Source organism: Fulvimonas sp. R45 (assembly GCF_030504985.1).
Lineage (GTDB): Bacteria > Pseudomonadota > Gammaproteobacteria > Xanthomonadales > Rhodanobacteraceae > Rhodanobacter_A.
On the sequence record NZ_JASERU010000006.1, the window covers coordinates 47243 to 63660 of the forward strand.

Below are 16418 nucleotides of genomic sequence, written 5' to 3' on the forward strand. Positions count from 1 at the left end.
TTCAGGCATGATGGCATTTCCGCATTTGGACGGCTTTCCTTCCAGACACCCGAGATGAGCGATACGAAGAACCCCCTGTCCCAGGTGCGCGACCGCATCGACAGCATCGACCGGCAGATCCAGGAGCTGATCTCCGAGCGCGCCAACTGGGCGCGCGAAGTGGCCAAGGTGAAGGGCGAGGGGCTGTCCGCCATCGACTACTACCGCCCCGAGCGCGAGGCCCACGTGCTGCGCATGGTGGTAGACCGCAACCAGGGGCCGCTGCCCGACGCCGAGATGGTACGGCTGTTCCGCGAGATCATGTCGTCCTGCCTGGCGCAGGAGGATCCGCTGAAGATAGGCTACTTGGGCCCGGAAGGCACCTTCAGCGAGCAGGCGGTGCGCAAGCACTTCGGCCACGCCGCCTACGGCCTGCCGCTGGGCAGCATCGAGGAAGTGTTCCAGGAAGTGGCCGCCGGGCATGCCGACTTCGGCGTGGTGCCGGTGGAGAATTCGGGCCAGGGCATGATCCAGGTGACCCTGGACATGTTCCTCACCTCCGACGCGCGCATCTGCGGCGAGGTGGAGCTGCGCGTGCACCAGTGCCTGCACTCGATGGCCGGGCGGCTGGAGGACATCAAGCGCGTCTACGCGCACGCGCAGTCGCTGCAGCAGTGCAAGACCTGGTTGCGCATGAACCTGCCCGGCGTGGAATGCGAGGCGGTGAGCAGCAACGCCGAGGCGGCGCGGCTGGCACGGCACGCCGACGACGTCGGCGCCATTGCCGGCGAGACGGCCGGCAAGGTCTACGGCCTCAGGACCCTGGCCACCGGCATCGAGGACCGCGCCGACAACACCACCCGCTTCCTGGTGATCGGCCGCAGCCTGTTCCCGCCGTCGGGCAACGACCGCACCTCGCTGTTGATCACGGTGAACGACAAGCCCGGCGCGCTGTACGACGTGCTCAGTCCGTTCGCGCGGCACGACGTCAGCCTCAACCGCATCGAATCGCGCCCGGCGCATTCGGGCAAGTGGCAGTACGCGTTCTTCATCGACGTGTCCGGCCACATCCAGGACGAGGCGCTGCAGGCCTCGGTGAAGGAGATCGAACAGTCCGTGGCGCAGCTGCGCGTGCTCGGCTCCTACCCGGTAGCGCTGCCGTGAGCGGGCGGCTGGACTGGCGCAGCCGCCCGGCGGGGCCGCTGCGGGGCAGCGTGCGGGTGCCGGGCGACAAGTCCGTCTCGCACCGTGCCCTGATGTTCTCGGCGCTGGCGGAAGGCACGTCGCGCATCCACGGCTTCCTGGAGGGCGAGGACACCCGCGCCACCGCCGCCGTGCTGCAGCGGCTCGGCGTGCGCATCGAGGCGCCACGCGAGGGCGAGCGCGTGGTGCACGGCGTGGGCCTGCACGGCCTGCGCGGCAGCGACGGGCCGCTGGATTGCGGCAACGCCGGCACCGGCATGCGCCTGCTCGCTGGGCTGCTGGCGGGGCAGGCGTTCGACAGCACCCTGGTGGGCGACGCTTCGTTGTCGAAGCGGCCGATGCGCCGCGTCACCGATCCCCTGTTCGCGATGGGCGCGCGCATCGACACGCACGACGGCCTGCCGCCGCTGCACGTGCGCGGCGGCCAGCGCCTGCACGGCATCCGCTACGAGCTGCCGGTGGCCAGCGCCCAGGTGAAATCCGCGCTGCTGCTGGCCGGCCTGTATGCGGAGGGCGAGACCGAGGTGATCGAGCCGCATCCCACGCGCGACTACACCGAGCGCATGCTGGCCGCGTTCGGCTGGCCGATCGACTTCATGCCCGGCCGGGCGAGGCTGTCGGGCGGCCATGCGCTGCGCGCCACCGATGTCGAGGTGCCGGCGGATTTTTCCTCCGCCGCGTTCTTCCTGGTCGCCGCCAGCATCGTGCCCGGTTCCGGGCTGCGCCTGCCCGCGGTGGGGCTCAACCCGCGACGCACCGGCCTGCTCCAGGCGCTGCGCCTGATGGGCGCCGACATCCGCGTCGAGGACGAACGGACCAGCGGCGGCGAGCCGGTCGGCGACCTGGTGGTCCGCCATGCGCCGCTGCACGGTGTCGAGCTGCCCGAGGCGCTGGTGCCCGACATGATCGACGAATTCCCGGCGCTGTTCGTCGCCGCCGCAGCAGCCGAAGGCTGCACCGTCATCCGCGGTGCGGCCGAGCTGCGCGTCAAGGAGTCCGACCGCCTGGCCACCATGGCGACCGGTCTGCGGGCGCTGGGCATCACGGTGGACGAAACCCCCGATGGTGCCACCATCCATGGCGGCTCGCTTGGCGGCGGCGTGGTGGAAAGCCTCACCGACCACCGCATCGCGATGAGCTTCGCCGTGGCCGGGCTGGTGGCGCAGGCGCCGGTGCGCATCAACGACTGCCGCCACGTGGCCACCTCGTTCCCGGGCTTCATGGCGCTGGCCAACGGCAGCGGGTTCGCGCTGGACGCCGTGGGCTGACGGCGGCGTGGCGGCACGGGGCGCAGCGCTCCGGCCGAACCCTCGCCCGCCGGGAGAGAGTGGGCACCATGTAGCGTCTGGTTCTTCTCTCCCATTGGGTCTACCCCAAACCCGTTCTACCTGGGCGCAGGCCGAAGGCCGGAGTCGAAGGGCACCCTGGCGACAGGCGCCGCATGCGGCGGCGCTTCGACTCCGCCCGCTGCGCGGGCTACGCTCGGCACGAACGGCTGGGAGATCGATGTCGCCACGGCCACCTGCGCCACTTCGGTTAAAGTCGCAGCCGGTTTCCGTCCGAGCCCGCCATGCCTGCCGTCCCGCCCTTCATCGTCGCCATTCCCGCCCGTTACGGCTCCACCCGCCTGCCGGCCAAGCCGCTGCGCGCCATCGACGGCGTGCCGATGGTGGTGCGCGTGGCGCAGCGCGCCATGCAGGCGGGCGCCGCCCGCGTGGTGGTGGCGGTGGACGATGCGCGCGTGGCCGCGGCGCTGGACGGGCAGGGCGTGGACGTGTGCATGACACGCGCCGACCACGCCTCCGGCAGCGACCGGCTGGCCGAGTGCGCCGCGCTGTGCGGCTGGGCCGACGACGCCATCGTGGTGAACCTGCAGGGCGACGAGCCGTTCGCTCCCGCCGCCGGCATCCGCGAGGTGGCGCGCGCGCTGGCCGAGGACGATGCGCCCATGGCCACGCTGGCGACCCCGGTCGCCGACGCGCACGAGCTGTTCGATCCCAACATCGTGAAACTGGTGCGCGGTGCGGATGGCCGCGCGCTGTACTTCAGCCGCGCGCCGCTGCCGTGGGCGCGCGACGCGTTCGCCACGGACCGCGAGGCGCTGCCGGCGGACGTGCCGTTCCTGCGCCACATCGGCATCTATGCCTACCGCGCGGGCTTCCTCGCACAGTACACGCGGTTGCCGCGCACGCCGCTGGAGCAGGCCGAGTCGCTGGAACAGTTGCGCGTGCTGGAGCACGGCCACGCCATCGCGGTGCGGCTGGCGCCGGAGCCGTTCCCGCCGGGCATCGATACCGAGGCCGACCTGCAGCGCGCCGAGCGCTGGCTGCGCGCCGGGTGCTGAGCCGCTCAGCGGCGACGGCGCACCAGGGCCACGAAGGCGCCGGCCAGGCCGAGCCCCAGCAGCAGGCCGATGCCGGCGCCCCACAGCGCGCCGCGGTCGCCGCCGAGCAGCGAGCCGAGCAGCACGCCGAGCACGAACAGCACCGGTATCGGCAGACAGCCCATGCCTCGTCTCCGGCAGCGAAAACCGGAGCCCATGATACCGGCGAATCGTCCACCGGACCGGCTAGAATCGATCCATGCAGCCCACATCGCCGCAGGCCTTCGACGGCAAGGCCTTCGTCCGCACCCTGACCACCTCGCCCGGCGTCTACCGCTACTTCGACGCGGACGACGAGTTGCTGTACGTCGGCAAGGCCGGCAACCTGAAGAAGCGCGTGGGCAGCTACTTCCTGAAGCCGCGGATGGAGCCGCGCATCGCCGCGATGATCGCGCAGATCGCGCGCTGCGAGATCACCGTGACGCGCACCGAGGGCGAGGCGCTGCTGCTGGAATCGCAGCTGATCAAGTCGCTCAAGCCGCGCTACAACATCATGTTGCGCGACGACAAGAGCTACCCGTACATCTACCTGTCGGGCGGCGAGGACTACCCGCGGCTGGCCTTCCACCGCGGCGCGCGCAACCTGCCGGGGCGCTTCTTCGGACCGTATCCCAGCGCCTTCGCGGTGCGCGAGAGCCTCGGCCTGATGCAGAAGCTGTTCAAGGTGCGCCAGTGCGAGGACAGCTACTTCCGCAACCGCTCGCGGCCCTGCCTGCAGTACCAGATCGGGCGCTGCACTGCGCCCTGCGTGGGGCTGGTCTCGGTGGAGGACTACCGCAACGACGTGCGCCACGCCGAGATGTTCCTGGAAGGGCGCAGCAGCGCGGTGATCGAGGAACTGGCCACGGCGATGGAGCAGGCCAGCGCCAGGCTGGACTTCGAGCGCGCTGCCGCGCTGCGCGACCAGGTGGCGGCGCTGCGCCAGCTGCAGGCGCAGCACCACGTGCAGGGCGCCAGCGCCGACATGGACGTGATCGCCTGCCGCATCGAGGCGGGCCTGGCCTGCGTCAGCGTGCTGTTCTTCCGCGAGGGCATCAGCCTGGGCACGCGCGACTTCTTCCCGCGCCTGCCGCTGGACGCCGAGCCGGCCGACGTGCTGGCGCAGTTCGTGGCGCAGTACTACCTGGAACGCCCGGTGCCGCGCGAGCTGGTGCTGGGCGAGACGCTGGCCGACGAGTCGATCCTCGCCGAGATGCTGGCGCAGCAGGCTGGCCACGCGGTGGAGATCAGGAGCCGCGTGCGCGGCGAACGCGCGCGCTTCCTGCAGATGGCCGAGCGCAACGCGCAGGCCTCGTTGACCCAGCGCCTGGCCAGCCGGCAGACCCTGGGCACGCGCTTCGAGGACCTGCAGAAGCTGCTGGAGCTGCCCGAGCCGCCGCGGCGCATCGAATGCTTCGACATCAGCCACACCCGCGGCGAGCTGACCGTGGCCTCCTGCGTGGTGTTCGGGCCGGAAGGGCCGGAGAAATCGCACTACCGCCGCTTCAACATCACCGGCATCACGCCGGGCGACGACTACGCGGCCATGCACCAGGCGCTGACCCGCCGCTTCCGCAAGGTGGCCGAGGGCGAGGGCGCCCGGCCCGACGTGCTGCTGATCGACGGCGGCCGGGGCCAGGTGGCGCAGGCGCTGGAGGTGCTGGCGGGACTCGGCGTCGCCGGCATCCACGTGGTCGGCGTGGCGAAGGGACCCGCGCGGCGCGCGGGCGAGGAGACCCTGATCCTGGTCGACCAGGGGCGCGAGGTTCATCCCGGCCCGAGCTCGCCGGCGCTGCACCTGGTGGCGGCGGTGCGCGACGAGTCGCACCGCTTCGCGATCAGCGGCCATCGCAAGCGGCGCGAGAGGGCGCGCGAGCGCAGCGTGCTGGAAGACGTGCCCGGCGTCGGTGCACGCCGTCGCTCGGCATTGCTGAAGACCTTCGGTGGCCTGGCCGGGGTGGAGGCCGCCGGCGTGGAGGAACTGATGCGGGTGAAGGGCATCGACCGCGGCCTGGCCGAGCGCATTTACGCGGCGTTGCACGGCTGAGCGGCATAGTCGCCGGCGATCCCGATGCGAACCGTGCGACACTGGGCCGACCCCGTGGACAGAGACCCATGCGAATCAATCTTCCAACCTGGCTGACCCTGTTCCGCGTGGCGCTGCTGCCGGTGATGATCGTGGTGTTCTACCTGCCGTTCCACGGTCACAACATCACCGCCGCGGTGGTGTTCCTGCTGGCTGCGGTCACCGACTGGCTGGACGGTTTCCTGGCGCGGCGGCTCGCGCTCACCTCGGCCTTCGGCGCCTTCCTCGACCCGGTGGCCGACAAGCTGATGGTGGCGGTGACGCTGTTCCTGCTGGTGGAGTCGCACCCGGCCGGCTGGTCGGGCGTGCTGATGGCGGTGACGGCGGCGATCATCGTGGGGCGCGAGATCAGCGTGTCGGCGCTGCGCGAATGGATGGCCGAGATCGGCATGCGCGCCACGGTGAAGGTGGCCTTCATCGGCAAGCTGAAGACGGTGATGCAGATGGTGGCGCTGGTGGTGTTGATCGTGCAGCACGAGAAGGAAGCCGAGGCGCTGCGGCTGTACCACATCGGCGAGGCCTTGCTGGTGATCGCCGGCGTGCTCACGATCTGGTCCGGCCTGTACTACCTGCACGCGGCCTGGCCGACCCTGCGCGGCGACAAGCCGCGGCTGCGGCCGGACGAGCCGCAGCCGTGACGCCGGCGGAAGGCTTGACGATCCGTTTCGGCGTATTAGAATGCGCGCCTCCGATGCGGGAATAGCTCAGTTGGTAGAGCACGACCTTGCCAAGGTCGGGGTCGCGAGTTCGAGTCTCGTTTCCCGCTCCAGTTTCCCACGAAGCCCCGGTTCTGCCGGGGCTTCGCCGTTTCCGAGGCAGGAAAACGGACAGTGGGCCGTGCGCAAGGGGGCTTCCCATACGCAGTTCTTCTGCTAAGATGATGGGCTCCGATGCGGGAATAGCTCAGTTGGTAGAGCACGACCTTGCCAAGGTCGGGGTCGCGAGTTCGAGTCTCGTTTCCCGCTCCAGTTTTCCGCAAAGCCTCGGTCTCCCGGGGTTTTGTTTTTTCAGGCGGTGCCGTGGCGTTTTTCCGGCGGCATCGCATGCAATGGCCAGGTGGCAGAGTGGTCATGCAGCGGACTGCAAATCCGCGTACGCCGGTTCGATTCCGACCCTGGCCTCCATTGCACATCGAGCAGCCGGCTTCGCCCGGCTGCTTTTTTGTTGCGCGGGCTGCAGTCCGCGCCGTGCCGGCAATTACCGGCCGGATGCTTCCGACCGTTGCGGCTCCGCGCCCGCGCGACGAAGCAACCAGGCCAGCACCGGCGGCGTCACCATCGCGGTGAGCAGGGACATCGCCACGATGATCGCGTAGACGCGGTCGCTGAACACGCCGGCGGACAGGCCCAGGCTGGCGATCACCACGCCCACCTCGCCGCGCGGCACCATGCCGAAGCCGACGATGGTGGCGCCGCGCCGGCCCAGCGACAGGGCGCCGAGGAAGCCGCCGACCAGCTTGGAGACGATCGCGATCAGGGTCACCACCAGCAGCATCAGCAGCGCGTCCAGGCCGGCCAGCTGGTGCAGGTCGATCTTGCTGCCGGTGATCACGAAGAAGAACGGCGTGAGCAGCACCAGCAGCGGCTGGGTCTGTTTCTCCAGCGTGTGCTGCTGGCGCGTCTCGGAGGCGATCATGCCGGCGAGGAAGGCGCCGATGATCGCGGCCAGGCCGAAGCGGGTGGACAGCCAGGCCAGGCCCAGGCACAGCGCCAGCACGATCAGCAGCGGCGACTGCGCATGACGCGGCTTGTCCAGCCAGCTCGAATTCCAGCGCATCACCCGCGCGCCGCCCCAGCCGATCACCGCGATGAAGCCCACGGCGCCGGCCAGCACCATCAGCAGGTGCAGCGGGTCGAAGCCTTCGCCGCCCTGCAGCGACACCACCACGCCGAGCAGCAGCATGGCGAGAATGTCGTCGATCACCGCCGCGCCCAGGATCACCTTGCTCTCGATCCGCTGCAGCACGCCGAGTTCCTGCAGCACGCGCGCGGTGATGCCGGCCGAGGTGGCCACGAAGGCGGCGGCCACGAACATCGACTTGTCCCAGTTGAAGCCGCTGGCGTGCGCCCACGCCGCGCCCATCGCGAACGGCGCCAGCACGCCCAGCACGCCGACCAGGAAGGCGGAGCGGCCGACCTTCTTCAGGTCCTCCAGCCGCGTCTCCAGGCCCACCGCGAACAGCAGCAGCACCACGCCCAGCTCGGACAGCACGTCCAGCGGCGTGCCGGCGGCGACCTGGTCCGGCGTGATCCAGCCCAGCAGCGAGGGGCCGATCGCGCAGCCGGCGGCGATCTCGCCGACCACGCCGGGCAGCTTCAGGCGCTGCGCGATCTCGCCGCCCACCTGGGCGGCCACGAACACGACGAACAGGGTGAGCAGGATCTCGCTGGCATGGTGCATGCGGAAGCGCGCCGTGCGTGGAACACGCCCCGCATGCTAGCGGCAATCAGGCCTGCGGTGGGCGGTCGTGGCGCAGGTGGACGAACACGCGGCCGGCCGCCGCGGTGATCGCGGCCAGCACCAGCACCGTCCAGCGGAACGCCGACACGTAGCCCTGTTGGGCATGGCTGGGCAGGAACGCCTCCATCAGCAGCGTGGCCAGCGCGATGCCGAAGCTCATCGCCAGGTACTGCGCGGTGGAGGCCATCGACGAGGCCATCCCGGCATGCTTCACGTCCAGGTCCACGTAGATCAGCGTGTTCATGGTGGTGTATTGCAGGCCCATGAAGCCGCCGTACAGGAACATCAACGCGGCGATCAGCGCCACCGGCGTGCCCGGCCCCAGCAGGGCGAAGGTGGCCAGCAGTACGGCCACCACCATGGTGTTGCCGAGCAGCATGCGGCGATAGCCCAACCGCGCCAGCGCGCGGTCGATCGCCCACTTGGCGCAGATCGAGCCCAGCGCCTGCGGCACCATCATCAGGCCGGCCGCCAGCGGCGACCAACCGCAACCCACCTGCAGGAACAGCACCACCAGCAGGAACATGCCGGCCACGCCGAGCCGGGTGAACAGGCCGCCAGCCAGCGATACCCACACGCTGCGCACGCGCAGCAGACGCAGGTCGGCCACCGGGTGCTCGGTGCGCCGGCAGTGCCACAGGTAGGCCAGGCCCAGCAGCAGGGCCATGGCGAAGCAGGCGCCCACGCACGGCCAGCGGATGGGGGTCTCGCCGACCAGCTCGGACGCGGTCAGCAGCAGGGCCGAGGCCACCGCGAACAGCAGGAAGCCGGAGAAGTCGAAGCGGTGCGCCCGTTCCAGCCGGTAGTCCGGCATGTTGCGCCGGTTCATCCACACGCCGACGATGCCCACCGGCACGTTCAGCAGGAAGATCAGCCGCCACGAGGTGAACTCGGTCAGCGCGCCGCCCAGCAGTGGCCCCAGCACCGAGCCGAGCAGGCCGAAGGTGGAGACCAGGCTGGTCACCCGCACGAAGTCGTGCCGCGGCACGCTGCGCACCAGCACCGCACGTCCCACCGGCAGCAGGGCCGCGCCGCCGCAACCCTGCAGCACGCGCGAGGCCACCAGCTGCGGCAGCGTCTGCGAGATGCCGCACAGCAGCGAACCCAGCGCGAACAGGCCGATCGCGGCGCCGAACACCCGGCGCGTGCCGAAGCGGTCGCACAGCCAGGGACTGGCCGGGATCAGGATCGCCAGCGTCAGCACGTAGCTGGTGAGCGCGCTGCGCATGCCCAGCGGCGTGACCCCCAGCGCCTCGGCCATCGCCGGCACCGCCGTGTTGACGATGGTGGAGTCCAGCGTCTGCATGAAGAACGCGGCGGACACCAGCACCAGCAGTCCGCTCATGGGGACGGCGGAGGTGTCGGGCTGGAGCGTGTCCGCGGCGCCGGCTGGGGCGGGGGACGCAGCGGCGGGGAGGGGCATGCGTCCATGATAGCTGCTGCGGCAGCTTGTTTTTCGCGGGCGCCGCCCGCAAAGTCAGGTGGCATTCGATCTTCGACGCGCGCGCCGCGCCATCCGGGCCCGTCCCGGCGCGGGCGCGCGCCTTTTGCATGGGTAAGGAGCACGTCATGAACGCCAAGCCGTCCATCGTCCTGTCCCGGCTCGACCTGCAGCGCATCGAGGCGCTGCTGGAGCGCCTGCCGCCGCAGGAGGCCGACCGCTATGCCGCGCTGCAGGCCGAGCTGGACCGCGCCACGGTGGTCGAACCCGCGGCGATGCCGCCCGACGTGGTGAGCATGCGCTCGGTGGTGCGCTTCGAGGACGAGCAGGGCGGCAGCAGCACCGTGACCCTGGCCTATCCGGGCGACGCGCCGGCGGCGAACGCGGTGTCGGTGCTGGCCCCGGTGGGCAGCGCCCTGCTGGGCCTGCGCGTCGGGCAGACCATCGACTGGCCCGTGCCCGGCGCCCAGCGGCGGCGCCTGCGCGTGGTCGGCATCGACTACCAGCCCGAGGCGGCCGGCGAGCTGCACCGCTGACGACCGTCCACGTCCCGTGCGCTGGTCCTGCCGCTAGACTTCACGCATGAGCGAAACCCCCGTCCCCGGCGACATCCAGGCGCGCGCCGCCGAGCTGCGCGCGCGCATCGAACAGGCCAACTACCGCTACCACGTGCTCGACGACCCGGAGATCCCGGACGCCGAATACGACCGGCTGATGCGCGAGCTGGAGGCGCTGGAGGCGGCGCACCCGGCGCTGGCCGCGCCCGACTCGCCCACCCGCCGCGTCGGCGCCCGCGCCAGCGGCGGCTTCGCCGAGGTGCGGCACGCGCTGCCGATGCTGTCGCTGGCCAACGCCTTCGAACAGGACGGGGAGGACGACCGCACCCGCTTCCGCGAGGTGGCCGAGTTCGTGCGCCGCATCGAGCAGGCGCTGGACCGGCGCGACCCGTTGTTCTCGGTGGAGCCGAAACTGGACGGCCTGGCGATCAGCCTGCGCTACGAGCGCGGCGTCTTCGTGCAGGGCGCCACCCGCGGCGACGGCGAGACCGGCGAGGACGTCACCGCCAACCTGCGCACCGTGCGCGCGATCCCGCTGAGGCTGCGCGGCGAAGACTGGCCCGCGGTGCTGGAGGTGCGCGGCGAGGTGATCATGCTGCGCAGGGATTTCGAGGCCTTCAACGAACGCGCCCTCGCGCACGGCGAGAAGACCCTGGCCAACCCGCGCAACGGCGCGGCCGGCTCGCTGCGCCAGCTCGACCCGGCGATCACCGCGAAGCGCAAGCTCAGCTTCTTCGCCTACGCGGTGGGCGTGGTCGAGGGCGCCGAGCTGCCGCCCACGCATTCGGCCACGCTGCAGAAGCTGCGCGAATGGGGCTTCCCGGTCTCGCCCGAAGTGGATACCGCGCGAGGCTTCGACGGCCTGGTCGCCTACTTCCGCCGCATCGGCGAAAAGCGCGACCGCCTGCCGTACGACATCGACGGCGTGGTCTACAAGCTGGACGACTACGAGGGCCAGCGCGCGCTGGGCTTCGTCTCGCGTGCGCCGCGCTGGGCCATCGCGCACAAGTTCCCGGCGCAGGAGCAGGCCACCACGGTCGAGGACATCGAGATCAACATCGGCCGCACCGGCGCGGCCACCCCGCTGGCACGGTTGGCGCCGGTGCAGGTGGGCGGCGTCACCGTCACCAACGCCACCCTGCACAACGCCGACCAGGTGGCGCGGCTGGACGTGCGGGTGGGTGACACCGTGATCGTGCGGCGCGCCGGCGACGTGATCCCCGAGGTGGTGCGGGTGGTGCCGGAGCGGCGGCCGCCGCAGGCGCAGCCGTGGCGCATGCCGTCGCATTGCCCGGTATGCGGCTCGGCGTTGCTGCGCGAGGAAGGCGAGGTGGTCTGGCGCTGCTCCGGCGGCTTGGTCTGCGTGGCACAGCGCAAGGAGGCGCTGATCCACTTCGCCTCGCGCCGCGCGATGGACATCGAGGGCCTGGGCGAGCGCTTCGCCGACGCGCTGGTGGACTTCGGCTACGTGCATACGCCGGCCGACCTCTATGCGCTGACGCTGGACGACTTCCTGGAGATGAAGCGCCGCGCCGACGAGCGCGACGGCACCACGCCGGAGACGGTGAAGGCCGGCAAGATCGCCACCAAGTGGGCGGAGAACCTGATCGCCGGCATCGAGGCCAGCAAGTCCACCACGCTGGCGCGCTTCCTGTTCGCGCTCGGCATCATGCACATCGGCGAAAGCACGGCGAAGACATTGGCCGCCTGGCTGGGCCGGCTGGAGTTCGTGCGCAGCATGCCGGCGCCGGTGCTGCGCGTGCTGCCGGACATTGGCGGCGAGGTGGCCGCTTCAGTCGCCGGCTTCTTCGCGCAGGCGGGCAACCAGCAGGTGGTCGACGCGCTGCTCGCGGCCGGCATCCGCTTTGGCGACGAAGGCGATCCTTCGCCGAAGCTGCGCCAGCGGCTGGGCCTGGCCGTGCTGCTGGACATGGCGAACGTGTCCAAGCTCGGTCCCAGGAGCACCGTCCTGCTGGCCGGGCACTATCCCACGCTGCAGCGCCTGCTGGACGCGGGTCAGGCGCAGTGGATCACCGCCGGCCTGCCGCAGGCGGCGGCGATCAACCTGGAGGCCTGGCTGGCCGACGCAGCCAACCTGGCCGCCCTGCGCGAGGCGGAAGAGGCGATGCAGCGCCTGCTGGCGGCGATCCCGCAGGCCACCGCGGCCGCCAGCCTGCCGCTGGATGGCCAGACCGTGGTGCTGACCGGCACGCTGCCCACGCTCAGCCGCGACCAGGCGAAGGAAAGGCTGGAGGCGCTGGGCGCCAAGGTGGCCGGCAGCGTGTCGAAGAAGACCAGCTTCGTGGTGGCCGGCGAGGCGGCCGGCTCCAAGCTCGACAAGGCGAACGAGCTGGGCGTGCCGGTATGGGACGAGGCGCGCCTGCTGGCCTTGTTCGACGAACACGGGCAGGCGTGATGGCCGGCGCCACGTTCGAGCACCTGCGCCTGCGCGCCCGGCTCTATGCGCTGATCCGTGCGTTCTTCGCCGGGCGCGACGTCCTGGAAGTGGAAACGCCGGTCCTGTCCGCCGCCGGCAACACCGAGCCCAACATCGAGAGCTTCAGCACGGCGTTCAGCGGCCACGTCGACGCCGGCGCGCGCGAGCGCTGGCTGCGCACCTCGCCGGAATTCCCGCTCAAGCGCCTGCTCGCCGCGGGCGTGGGCGATTGCTACGAGCTGGGCCGCGTGTTCCGCAACGGCGAGGCGGGCGGCCGGCACAACCCCGAGTTCACCATGCTGGAGTGGTACCGCGTGGGCTGGGACCACCGCCGGCTGATGCACGAGACCGTGGAGCTGGTGCAAGCCGCGCTGGCGATGCGGGGGCGCCGTGCCGAGGTGCGGGTCGCCGGCTACCGGCAGCTGTTCATCGACGAGCTCGGCCTCGACCCCATGCACGCCGCGGTCGACGCACTGCGCGCGCCGCTGGCCGACCAGGGCATCGACCCGGCCGGGCTCACCCGAGACGACTGGCTGGACCTGCTGCTCACCCACAGGCTGCAGCCGGCGTTCCCGCGCGACCGCATCACGGTGATCCACGACTACCCGGCCAGCCAGTGCGCACTGGCGAAGATCCGCCCCGGCGACCCGCCGCTGGCCGAGCGCTTCGAGCTGTACCTCGGCCCGTACGAGCTGGCGAACGGCTACCACGAGCTCAACGACGCGGCCGAGCAGCGCGCGCGCTTCGAGCGCGACAACGCACGCCGCCGCGGGCGCGGCCAGCGCGAAGTCCCGCTGGACGGGAGGCTGCTGGCCGTGCTGGACGCGATGCCCGACTGCGCCGGGGTGGCGCTGGGCATCGAACGGCTGCTGATGTGCCTGGCCGGCACCGAAGCCATCGCCGACGTGCTGGCATTCCCCTTCGCGGAGGCGTAGTCGTGCCGAAACCCCTGCTGCGCGGCATCCACCACGTCGCCCTGATCTGCTCGGACTATCCGCGCTCGAAGGCGTTCTACAGCCAGACGCTGGGGCTGCGCATCGCGCGCGAGATCTACCGCGAGGCGCGCGATTCCTGGAAGTGCGACCTGGAGGTCGGCCCGGGCGTGCAGCTGGAGCTGTTCTCCTTCCCCGGCGCACCGCCGCGGCCTTCCTGGCCGGAGGCGCAGGGCTTGCGCCACCTGGCGTTCGCGGTGGACGACATCGACGCCACGGTGGCCGTGCTGGCCGCGCGCGGCGTCGCGTGCGAGCCGGTGCGCATGGACGAGCACACCGGCCGCCGCTTCACCTTCTTCGCCGACCCGGACGGGTTGCCGCTCGAGCTTTACGAAGCCTAGCCCGATCGCGCCACGCGGCCCGGGGCCGCGTGGCGCCGAGGCTCAGGCGCGGTCGCCGCGGATGTCCGGCTGCGCGGGACGGTCGCTCCACAGGTAGCGGTAGACCAGGCCGCCGACGATGCCGCCGATGATCGGCATCACCCAGAAGAACCACAGCTGCTGCAGCGCCCAGCCGCCCTGGAACAGTGCCACGCCGGTCGAGCGCGCCGGGTTCACCGAGGTGTTGGTGACCGGGATGCTGATCAGGTGGATCAGGGTCAGCGCCAGGCCGATGGCGATGCCGGCGAAGCCCACCGGCGCGCTGCGGTGCGTGGCGCCCATGATGATGAAGATGAAGAAGCCGGTCATCACCAGTTCGCACAGCGCCGAAGCGCCCATCGAATAGCCGCCGGGCGAATGGTCGCCGTAGCCGTTCGAGGCGAAGCCGCTGGCCACGGCGTCGAAGCCGGGCTTGCCCGAAGCGATCACGTACAGCACCAGCCCGGCCACGATGCCGCCGACCACCTGCGCCACGATGTACGGCACGACTTCCTTCGCGGGGAAGCGTCCGCCGGCGGCGAGGCCGCAGGTCACCGCCGGGTTGATGTGGCAGCCGGAAACATGGCCGATGGCGTAGCACATGGTCAGCAGGGTCAGGCCGAACGCCAGCGCCACGCCGGCGAAGCCGATGCCCAGTTGCGGGAAGGCCGCGGCCAGCACGGCGCTGCCGCAGCCGCCCAGGACCAGCCAGAAGGTGCCGAAGAATTCGGCGACCATACGTTTGCCCAGGTTCATGCGATGTCTCCTTGTCGGACTGCGTGAGGGCGGCACGCGTCACCAGGTGGCGTGCCGCCGGACGGCTGGCCGTGGCCAGGGTCGGACGACGTTTCTGCACCCCCTGAAACGACGCCGGGCAGGCACTGGACTGGAGCCACCGGCCCGGGCAGCCCGGCTTCCCGGCCGGGCGCGGCAAGCATAGGCGATGCGCGCGCGCGTGGCGAGACGGGCGCGGGCGCCACGACTTGCGCTATGTTGCCGGGCCCGCCGCTTCGTTCCAGCCGCCATGACCGATGCCTGCCTGCCGCCGTCGTCCGCCACCGTGTCGCCGGAGCGCGCGCTGGACCGCCGCGATGCGCGCACGCTGCTGCTTTCCGCGCTGGGCGGGGCGCTGGAGTTCTACGACTTCGTGGTGTTCGTGTTCCTGGCGCTGCCGCTGAGCGAGCTGTTCTTCCCCGGCGGCGGCTCGCCCTGGCTGGCCCAGTTCAAGGTGTACGGGGTGTTCGCCGCGGGCTACCTGGCGCGCCCGCTGGGCGGCATCGTGATGGCGCACTTCGGCGACCGCTCGGGACGCAAGCGCATGTTCACGCTCAGCGTGTTCCTGATGGCGCTGCCCACGCTGGCGATCGGCCTGCTGCCCACCCATGCCCAGGCTGGCATGCTGGCGCCGGTGCTGTTGCTGGCGCTGCGCATCGTGCAGGGCATCGCGGTGGGCGGCGAGGTGCCCGGCGCCTGGGTGTTCGTGGCCGAGCACGTGCCGCGGCGGCGGGTGGGCTTCGCCTGCGGCAGTCTCACCGCGGGGCTCACCGTGGGCATCCTGATCGGCTCGCTGCTGGCCGCGGCGCTCCATGCGCGGCTCGGCCACGCGCAGATGCTGGCGTGGGGCTGGCGGGTGCCGTTCCTGCTCGGCGGCGTGTTCGGTTTCATGGCGGTGTGGCTGCGCCGCTGGCTCGACGAGACGCCGGTGTTCCGCGAGCTGCGCGCGCGCCGCGAGCTGGCCGCCGGCCTGCCGCTGGCGCAGGTGGTGGCGCGGCACCGGCCGGCGGTGGCCCTGTCGATGCTGGCGACGTGGATGCTGACCGCGGCCATCGTGGTGCTGATCCTGATGACGCCCTCGCTGGTGCAGTCGGTGTTCCACGTCGCGCCGGCGCGGGCCTTCCTGGGCAACAACCTGGCCTCGTTCGCGCTGGCGCTGGGCTGCCTGTTTTTCGGCGCGCTGGCGGACCGCCTCGGCGCGGCGCGAGCCCTGCTGCTGGGCTCGCTCGGACTGCTCGCGGGCGGCTATGCGCTGTACCTGGACCTGGCCGGCGGCGGCACGCACTTCCTCGGGCTGTACGCGCTGGCCGGCTTCCTGGTCGGCGTGGTCGGCGTGGTGCCGGTGCTGATGGTGCGGGCGTTCCCGCCACCGGTGCGGTTCTCCGGCCTGTCCTTCTCCTACAACATCGCCTATGCGCTGTTCGGCGGCCTGACGCCGCCGTTGGTCGGCCTGCTGGTGCGGCGCTTCGGGCCGCTGGCGCCCGCGCACTACGTGGCGGCGACGGCGGTGCTGGCGATCCTGCTGGCGTCGTGGTTGCGCCGGCGCCCCGACGCGATCGACGGCTGAGCGCTCAGAGCCTGTTCAAGATCTCCCCGTAGCTCGCGTTGCCTTGCCCTGGCCGCCAGGTGGGAGTGCGTGGCGCAGCGCCTGCCTGGCTGGCTGGCAGGTCAAGCCGCGCGCTGCCGCATGGCGGCCAGGGCAAGGCAACCCGGAGGGCCGGGTCTGTTTGCCCACAGGCCGGCGTCATCGCTCCGTCGTGGACGGACG

The 16418-nt window shown here is 71.4% G+C and carries 14 protein-coding genes and 3 tRNA genes; 13 read left to right on the top strand and 4 right to left on the bottom strand.

Features of this window, described 5'->3' with window-relative positions; genetic code table 11:
• Positions 1 to 54 precede the first annotated feature (54 nt).
• From pheA to kdsB, 3 genes are all read left to right on the top strand, one after another.
• Positions 55 to 1143, top strand: a complete 1089-nt coding sequence (gene pheA / locus QMK61_RS07390; protein WP_302071530.1) for a prephenate dehydratase — start codon at positions 55 to 57, stop codon at positions 1141 to 1143.
• Positions 1140 to 2450 carry a 3-phosphoshikimate 1-carboxyvinyltransferase gene (gene aroA, locus QMK61_RS07395; RefSeq protein WP_302071531.1) on the top strand — a complete coding sequence of 437 codons (1311 nt, stop codon included), beginning with the start codon at positions 1140 to 1142 and terminating at the stop codon, positions 2448 to 2450. The genes pheA and aroA overlap by 4 nt, the downstream gene beginning before the upstream one ends.
• A gap of 302 nt (positions 2451 to 2752) precedes the next feature.
• A complete protein-coding gene (kdsB, locus tag QMK61_RS07400) occupies positions 2753 to 3526 on the top strand; it encodes a 3-deoxy-manno-octulosonate cytidylyltransferase (RefSeq protein WP_302071532.1) in 774 nt (257 codons plus the stop codon).
• A gap of 5 nt (positions 3527 to 3531) precedes the next feature.
• Here the strand turns inward: kdsB and QMK61_RS07405 are convergent, their stop codons facing one another.
• Positions 3532 to 3690 (bottom strand): hypothetical protein, encoded by a 159-nt coding sequence (locus QMK61_RS07405; protein WP_302071533.1) that lies wholly within the window; start codon positions 3688 to 3690, stop codon positions 3532 to 3534.
• Between the two features lie 74 nt (positions 3691 to 3764).
• Between QMK61_RS07405 and uvrC the strand changes: the two genes are divergently transcribed.
• The 5 genes from uvrC to QMK61_RS07430 all read left to right on the top strand — a co-directional run bounded on the left by uvrC (position 3765) and on the right by QMK61_RS07430 (position 6754).
• A complete protein-coding gene (uvrC, locus tag QMK61_RS07410; protein ID WP_302071534.1) occupies positions 3765 to 5591 on the top strand; it encodes an excinuclease ABC subunit UvrC in 1827 nt (608 codons plus the stop codon).
• 68 nt (positions 5592 to 5659) lie between these two features.
• Positions 5660 to 6268: a CDP-diacylglycerol--glycerol-3-phosphate 3-phosphatidyltransferase gene (pgsA, locus tag QMK61_RS07415; RefSeq protein WP_302071535.1), complete on the top strand. Its 609-nt coding sequence runs from the start codon at positions 5660 to 5662 to the stop codon at positions 6266 to 6268.
• A 55-nt stretch (positions 6269 to 6323) separates the two neighbouring features.
• Positions 6324 to 6399, top strand: a tRNA-Gly gene (locus QMK61_RS07420).
• Positions 6400 to 6522: 123 nt separating this feature from the next.
• Positions 6523 to 6598, top strand: a tRNA-Gly gene (locus QMK61_RS07425).
• An 82-nt stretch (positions 6599 to 6680) separates the two neighbouring features.
• Positions 6681 to 6754, top strand: a tRNA-Cys gene (locus QMK61_RS07430).
• A 73-nt stretch (positions 6755 to 6827) separates the two neighbouring features.
• Here QMK61_RS07430 and QMK61_RS07435 read toward each other — a convergent pair.
• Positions 6828 to 8030 (bottom strand): cation:proton antiporter, encoded by a 1203-nt coding sequence (locus QMK61_RS07435; RefSeq protein ID WP_302071536.1) that lies wholly within the window; start codon positions 8028 to 8030, stop codon positions 6828 to 6830.
• A 46-nt stretch (positions 8031 to 8076) separates the two neighbouring features.
• Complete coding sequence (locus tag QMK61_RS07440) at positions 8077 to 9435, bottom strand: MFS transporter (protein WP_302071537.1); 1359 nt, start codon at positions 9433 to 9435, stop codon at positions 8077 to 8079.
• A gap of 224 nt (positions 9436 to 9659) precedes the next feature.
• On the opposite strand from QMK61_RS07440, the gene rnk reads away from it, so the two are divergent.
• Genes rnk through QMK61_RS07460 form a run of 4 tightly spaced genes read left to right on the top strand, consistent with a single transcriptional unit; the run spans position 9660 to position 13858 of the window.
• Positions 9660 to 10067: a nucleoside diphosphate kinase regulator gene (rnk, locus tag QMK61_RS07445; protein ID WP_302071539.1), complete on the top strand. Its 408-nt coding sequence runs from the start codon at positions 9660 to 9662 to the stop codon at positions 10065 to 10067.
• 46 nt (positions 10068 to 10113) lie between these two features.
• Positions 10114 to 12504, top strand: a complete 2391-nt coding sequence (gene ligA, locus QMK61_RS07450; RefSeq protein WP_302071540.1) for an NAD-dependent DNA ligase LigA — start codon at positions 10114 to 10116, stop codon at positions 12502 to 12504.
• Positions 12504 to 13460 carry an EF-P lysine aminoacylase EpmA gene (gene epmA / locus QMK61_RS07455; protein ID WP_302071541.1) on the top strand — a complete coding sequence of 319 codons (957 nt, stop codon included), beginning with the start codon at positions 12504 to 12506 and terminating at the stop codon, positions 13458 to 13460. The genes ligA and epmA overlap by 1 nt, the downstream gene beginning before the upstream one ends.
• Positions 13461 to 13474: 14 nt before the next feature.
• Positions 13475 to 13858, top strand: coding sequence for a VOC family protein (locus QMK61_RS07460; RefSeq protein WP_302071710.1), 384 nt, complete (start codon positions 13475 to 13477; stop codon positions 13856 to 13858).
• A 42-nt stretch (positions 13859 to 13900) separates the two neighbouring features.
• Here the strand turns inward: QMK61_RS07460 and aqpZ are convergent, their stop codons facing one another.
• A complete protein-coding gene (gene aqpZ / locus QMK61_RS07465; RefSeq protein ID WP_302071542.1) occupies positions 13901 to 14632 on the bottom strand; it encodes an aquaporin Z in 732 nt (243 codons plus the stop codon).
• 268 nt (positions 14633 to 14900) lie between these two features.
• Between aqpZ and QMK61_RS07470 the strand changes: the two genes are divergently transcribed.
• Positions 14901 to 16217 carry an MFS transporter gene (locus QMK61_RS07470; protein ID WP_302071543.1) on the top strand — a complete coding sequence of 439 codons (1317 nt, stop codon included), beginning with the start codon at positions 14901 to 14903 and terminating at the stop codon, positions 16215 to 16217.
• Positions 16218 to 16418 lie beyond the last annotated feature (201 nt).

Bases quoted from the DNA above. Each gene is read 5' to 3' on its own strand.
- pheA (WP_302071530.1), top strand. From the start codon at position 55: ATGAGCGATACGAAGAACCCCCTGTCCCAGGTGCGCGACCGCATCGAC.
- kdsB (WP_302071532.1), top strand. From the start codon at position 2,753: ATGCCTGCCGTCCCGCCCTTCATCGTCGCCATTCCCGCCCGTTACGGC.
- QMK61_RS07405 (WP_302071533.1), bottom strand. From the start codon at position 3,690: ATGGGCTGTCTGCCGATACCGGTGCTGTTCGTGCTCGGCGTGCTGCTC.
- uvrC (WP_302071534.1), top strand. From the start codon at position 3,765: ATGCAGCCCACATCGCCGCAGGCCTTCGACGGCAAGGCCTTCGTCCGC.
- pgsA (WP_302071535.1), top strand. From the start codon at position 5,660: ATGCGAATCAATCTTCCAACCTGGCTGACCCTGTTCCGCGTGGCGCTG.
- QMK61_RS07435 (WP_302071536.1), bottom strand. From the start codon at position 8,030: ATGCACCATGCCAGCGAGATCCTGCTCACCCTGTTCGTCGTGTTCGTG.
- QMK61_RS07440 (WP_302071537.1), bottom strand. From the start codon at position 9,435: ATGAGCGGACTGCTGGTGCTGGTGTCCGCCGCGTTCTTCATGCAGACG.
- rnk (WP_302071539.1), top strand. From the start codon at position 9,660: ATGAACGCCAAGCCGTCCATCGTCCTGTCCCGGCTCGACCTGCAGCGC.
- ligA (WP_302071540.1), top strand. From the start codon at position 10,114: ATGAGCGAAACCCCCGTCCCCGGCGACATCCAGGCGCGCGCCGCCGAG.
- epmA (WP_302071541.1), top strand. From the start codon at position 12,504: ATGGCCGGCGCCACGTTCGAGCACCTGCGCCTGCGCGCCCGGCTCTAT.
- aqpZ (WP_302071542.1), bottom strand. From the start codon at position 14,632: ATGAACCTGGGCAAACGTATGGTCGCCGAATTCTTCGGCACCTTCTGG.
- QMK61_RS07470 (WP_302071543.1), top strand. From the start codon at position 14,901: ATGACCGATGCCTGCCTGCCGCCGTCGTCCGCCACCGTGTCGCCGGAG.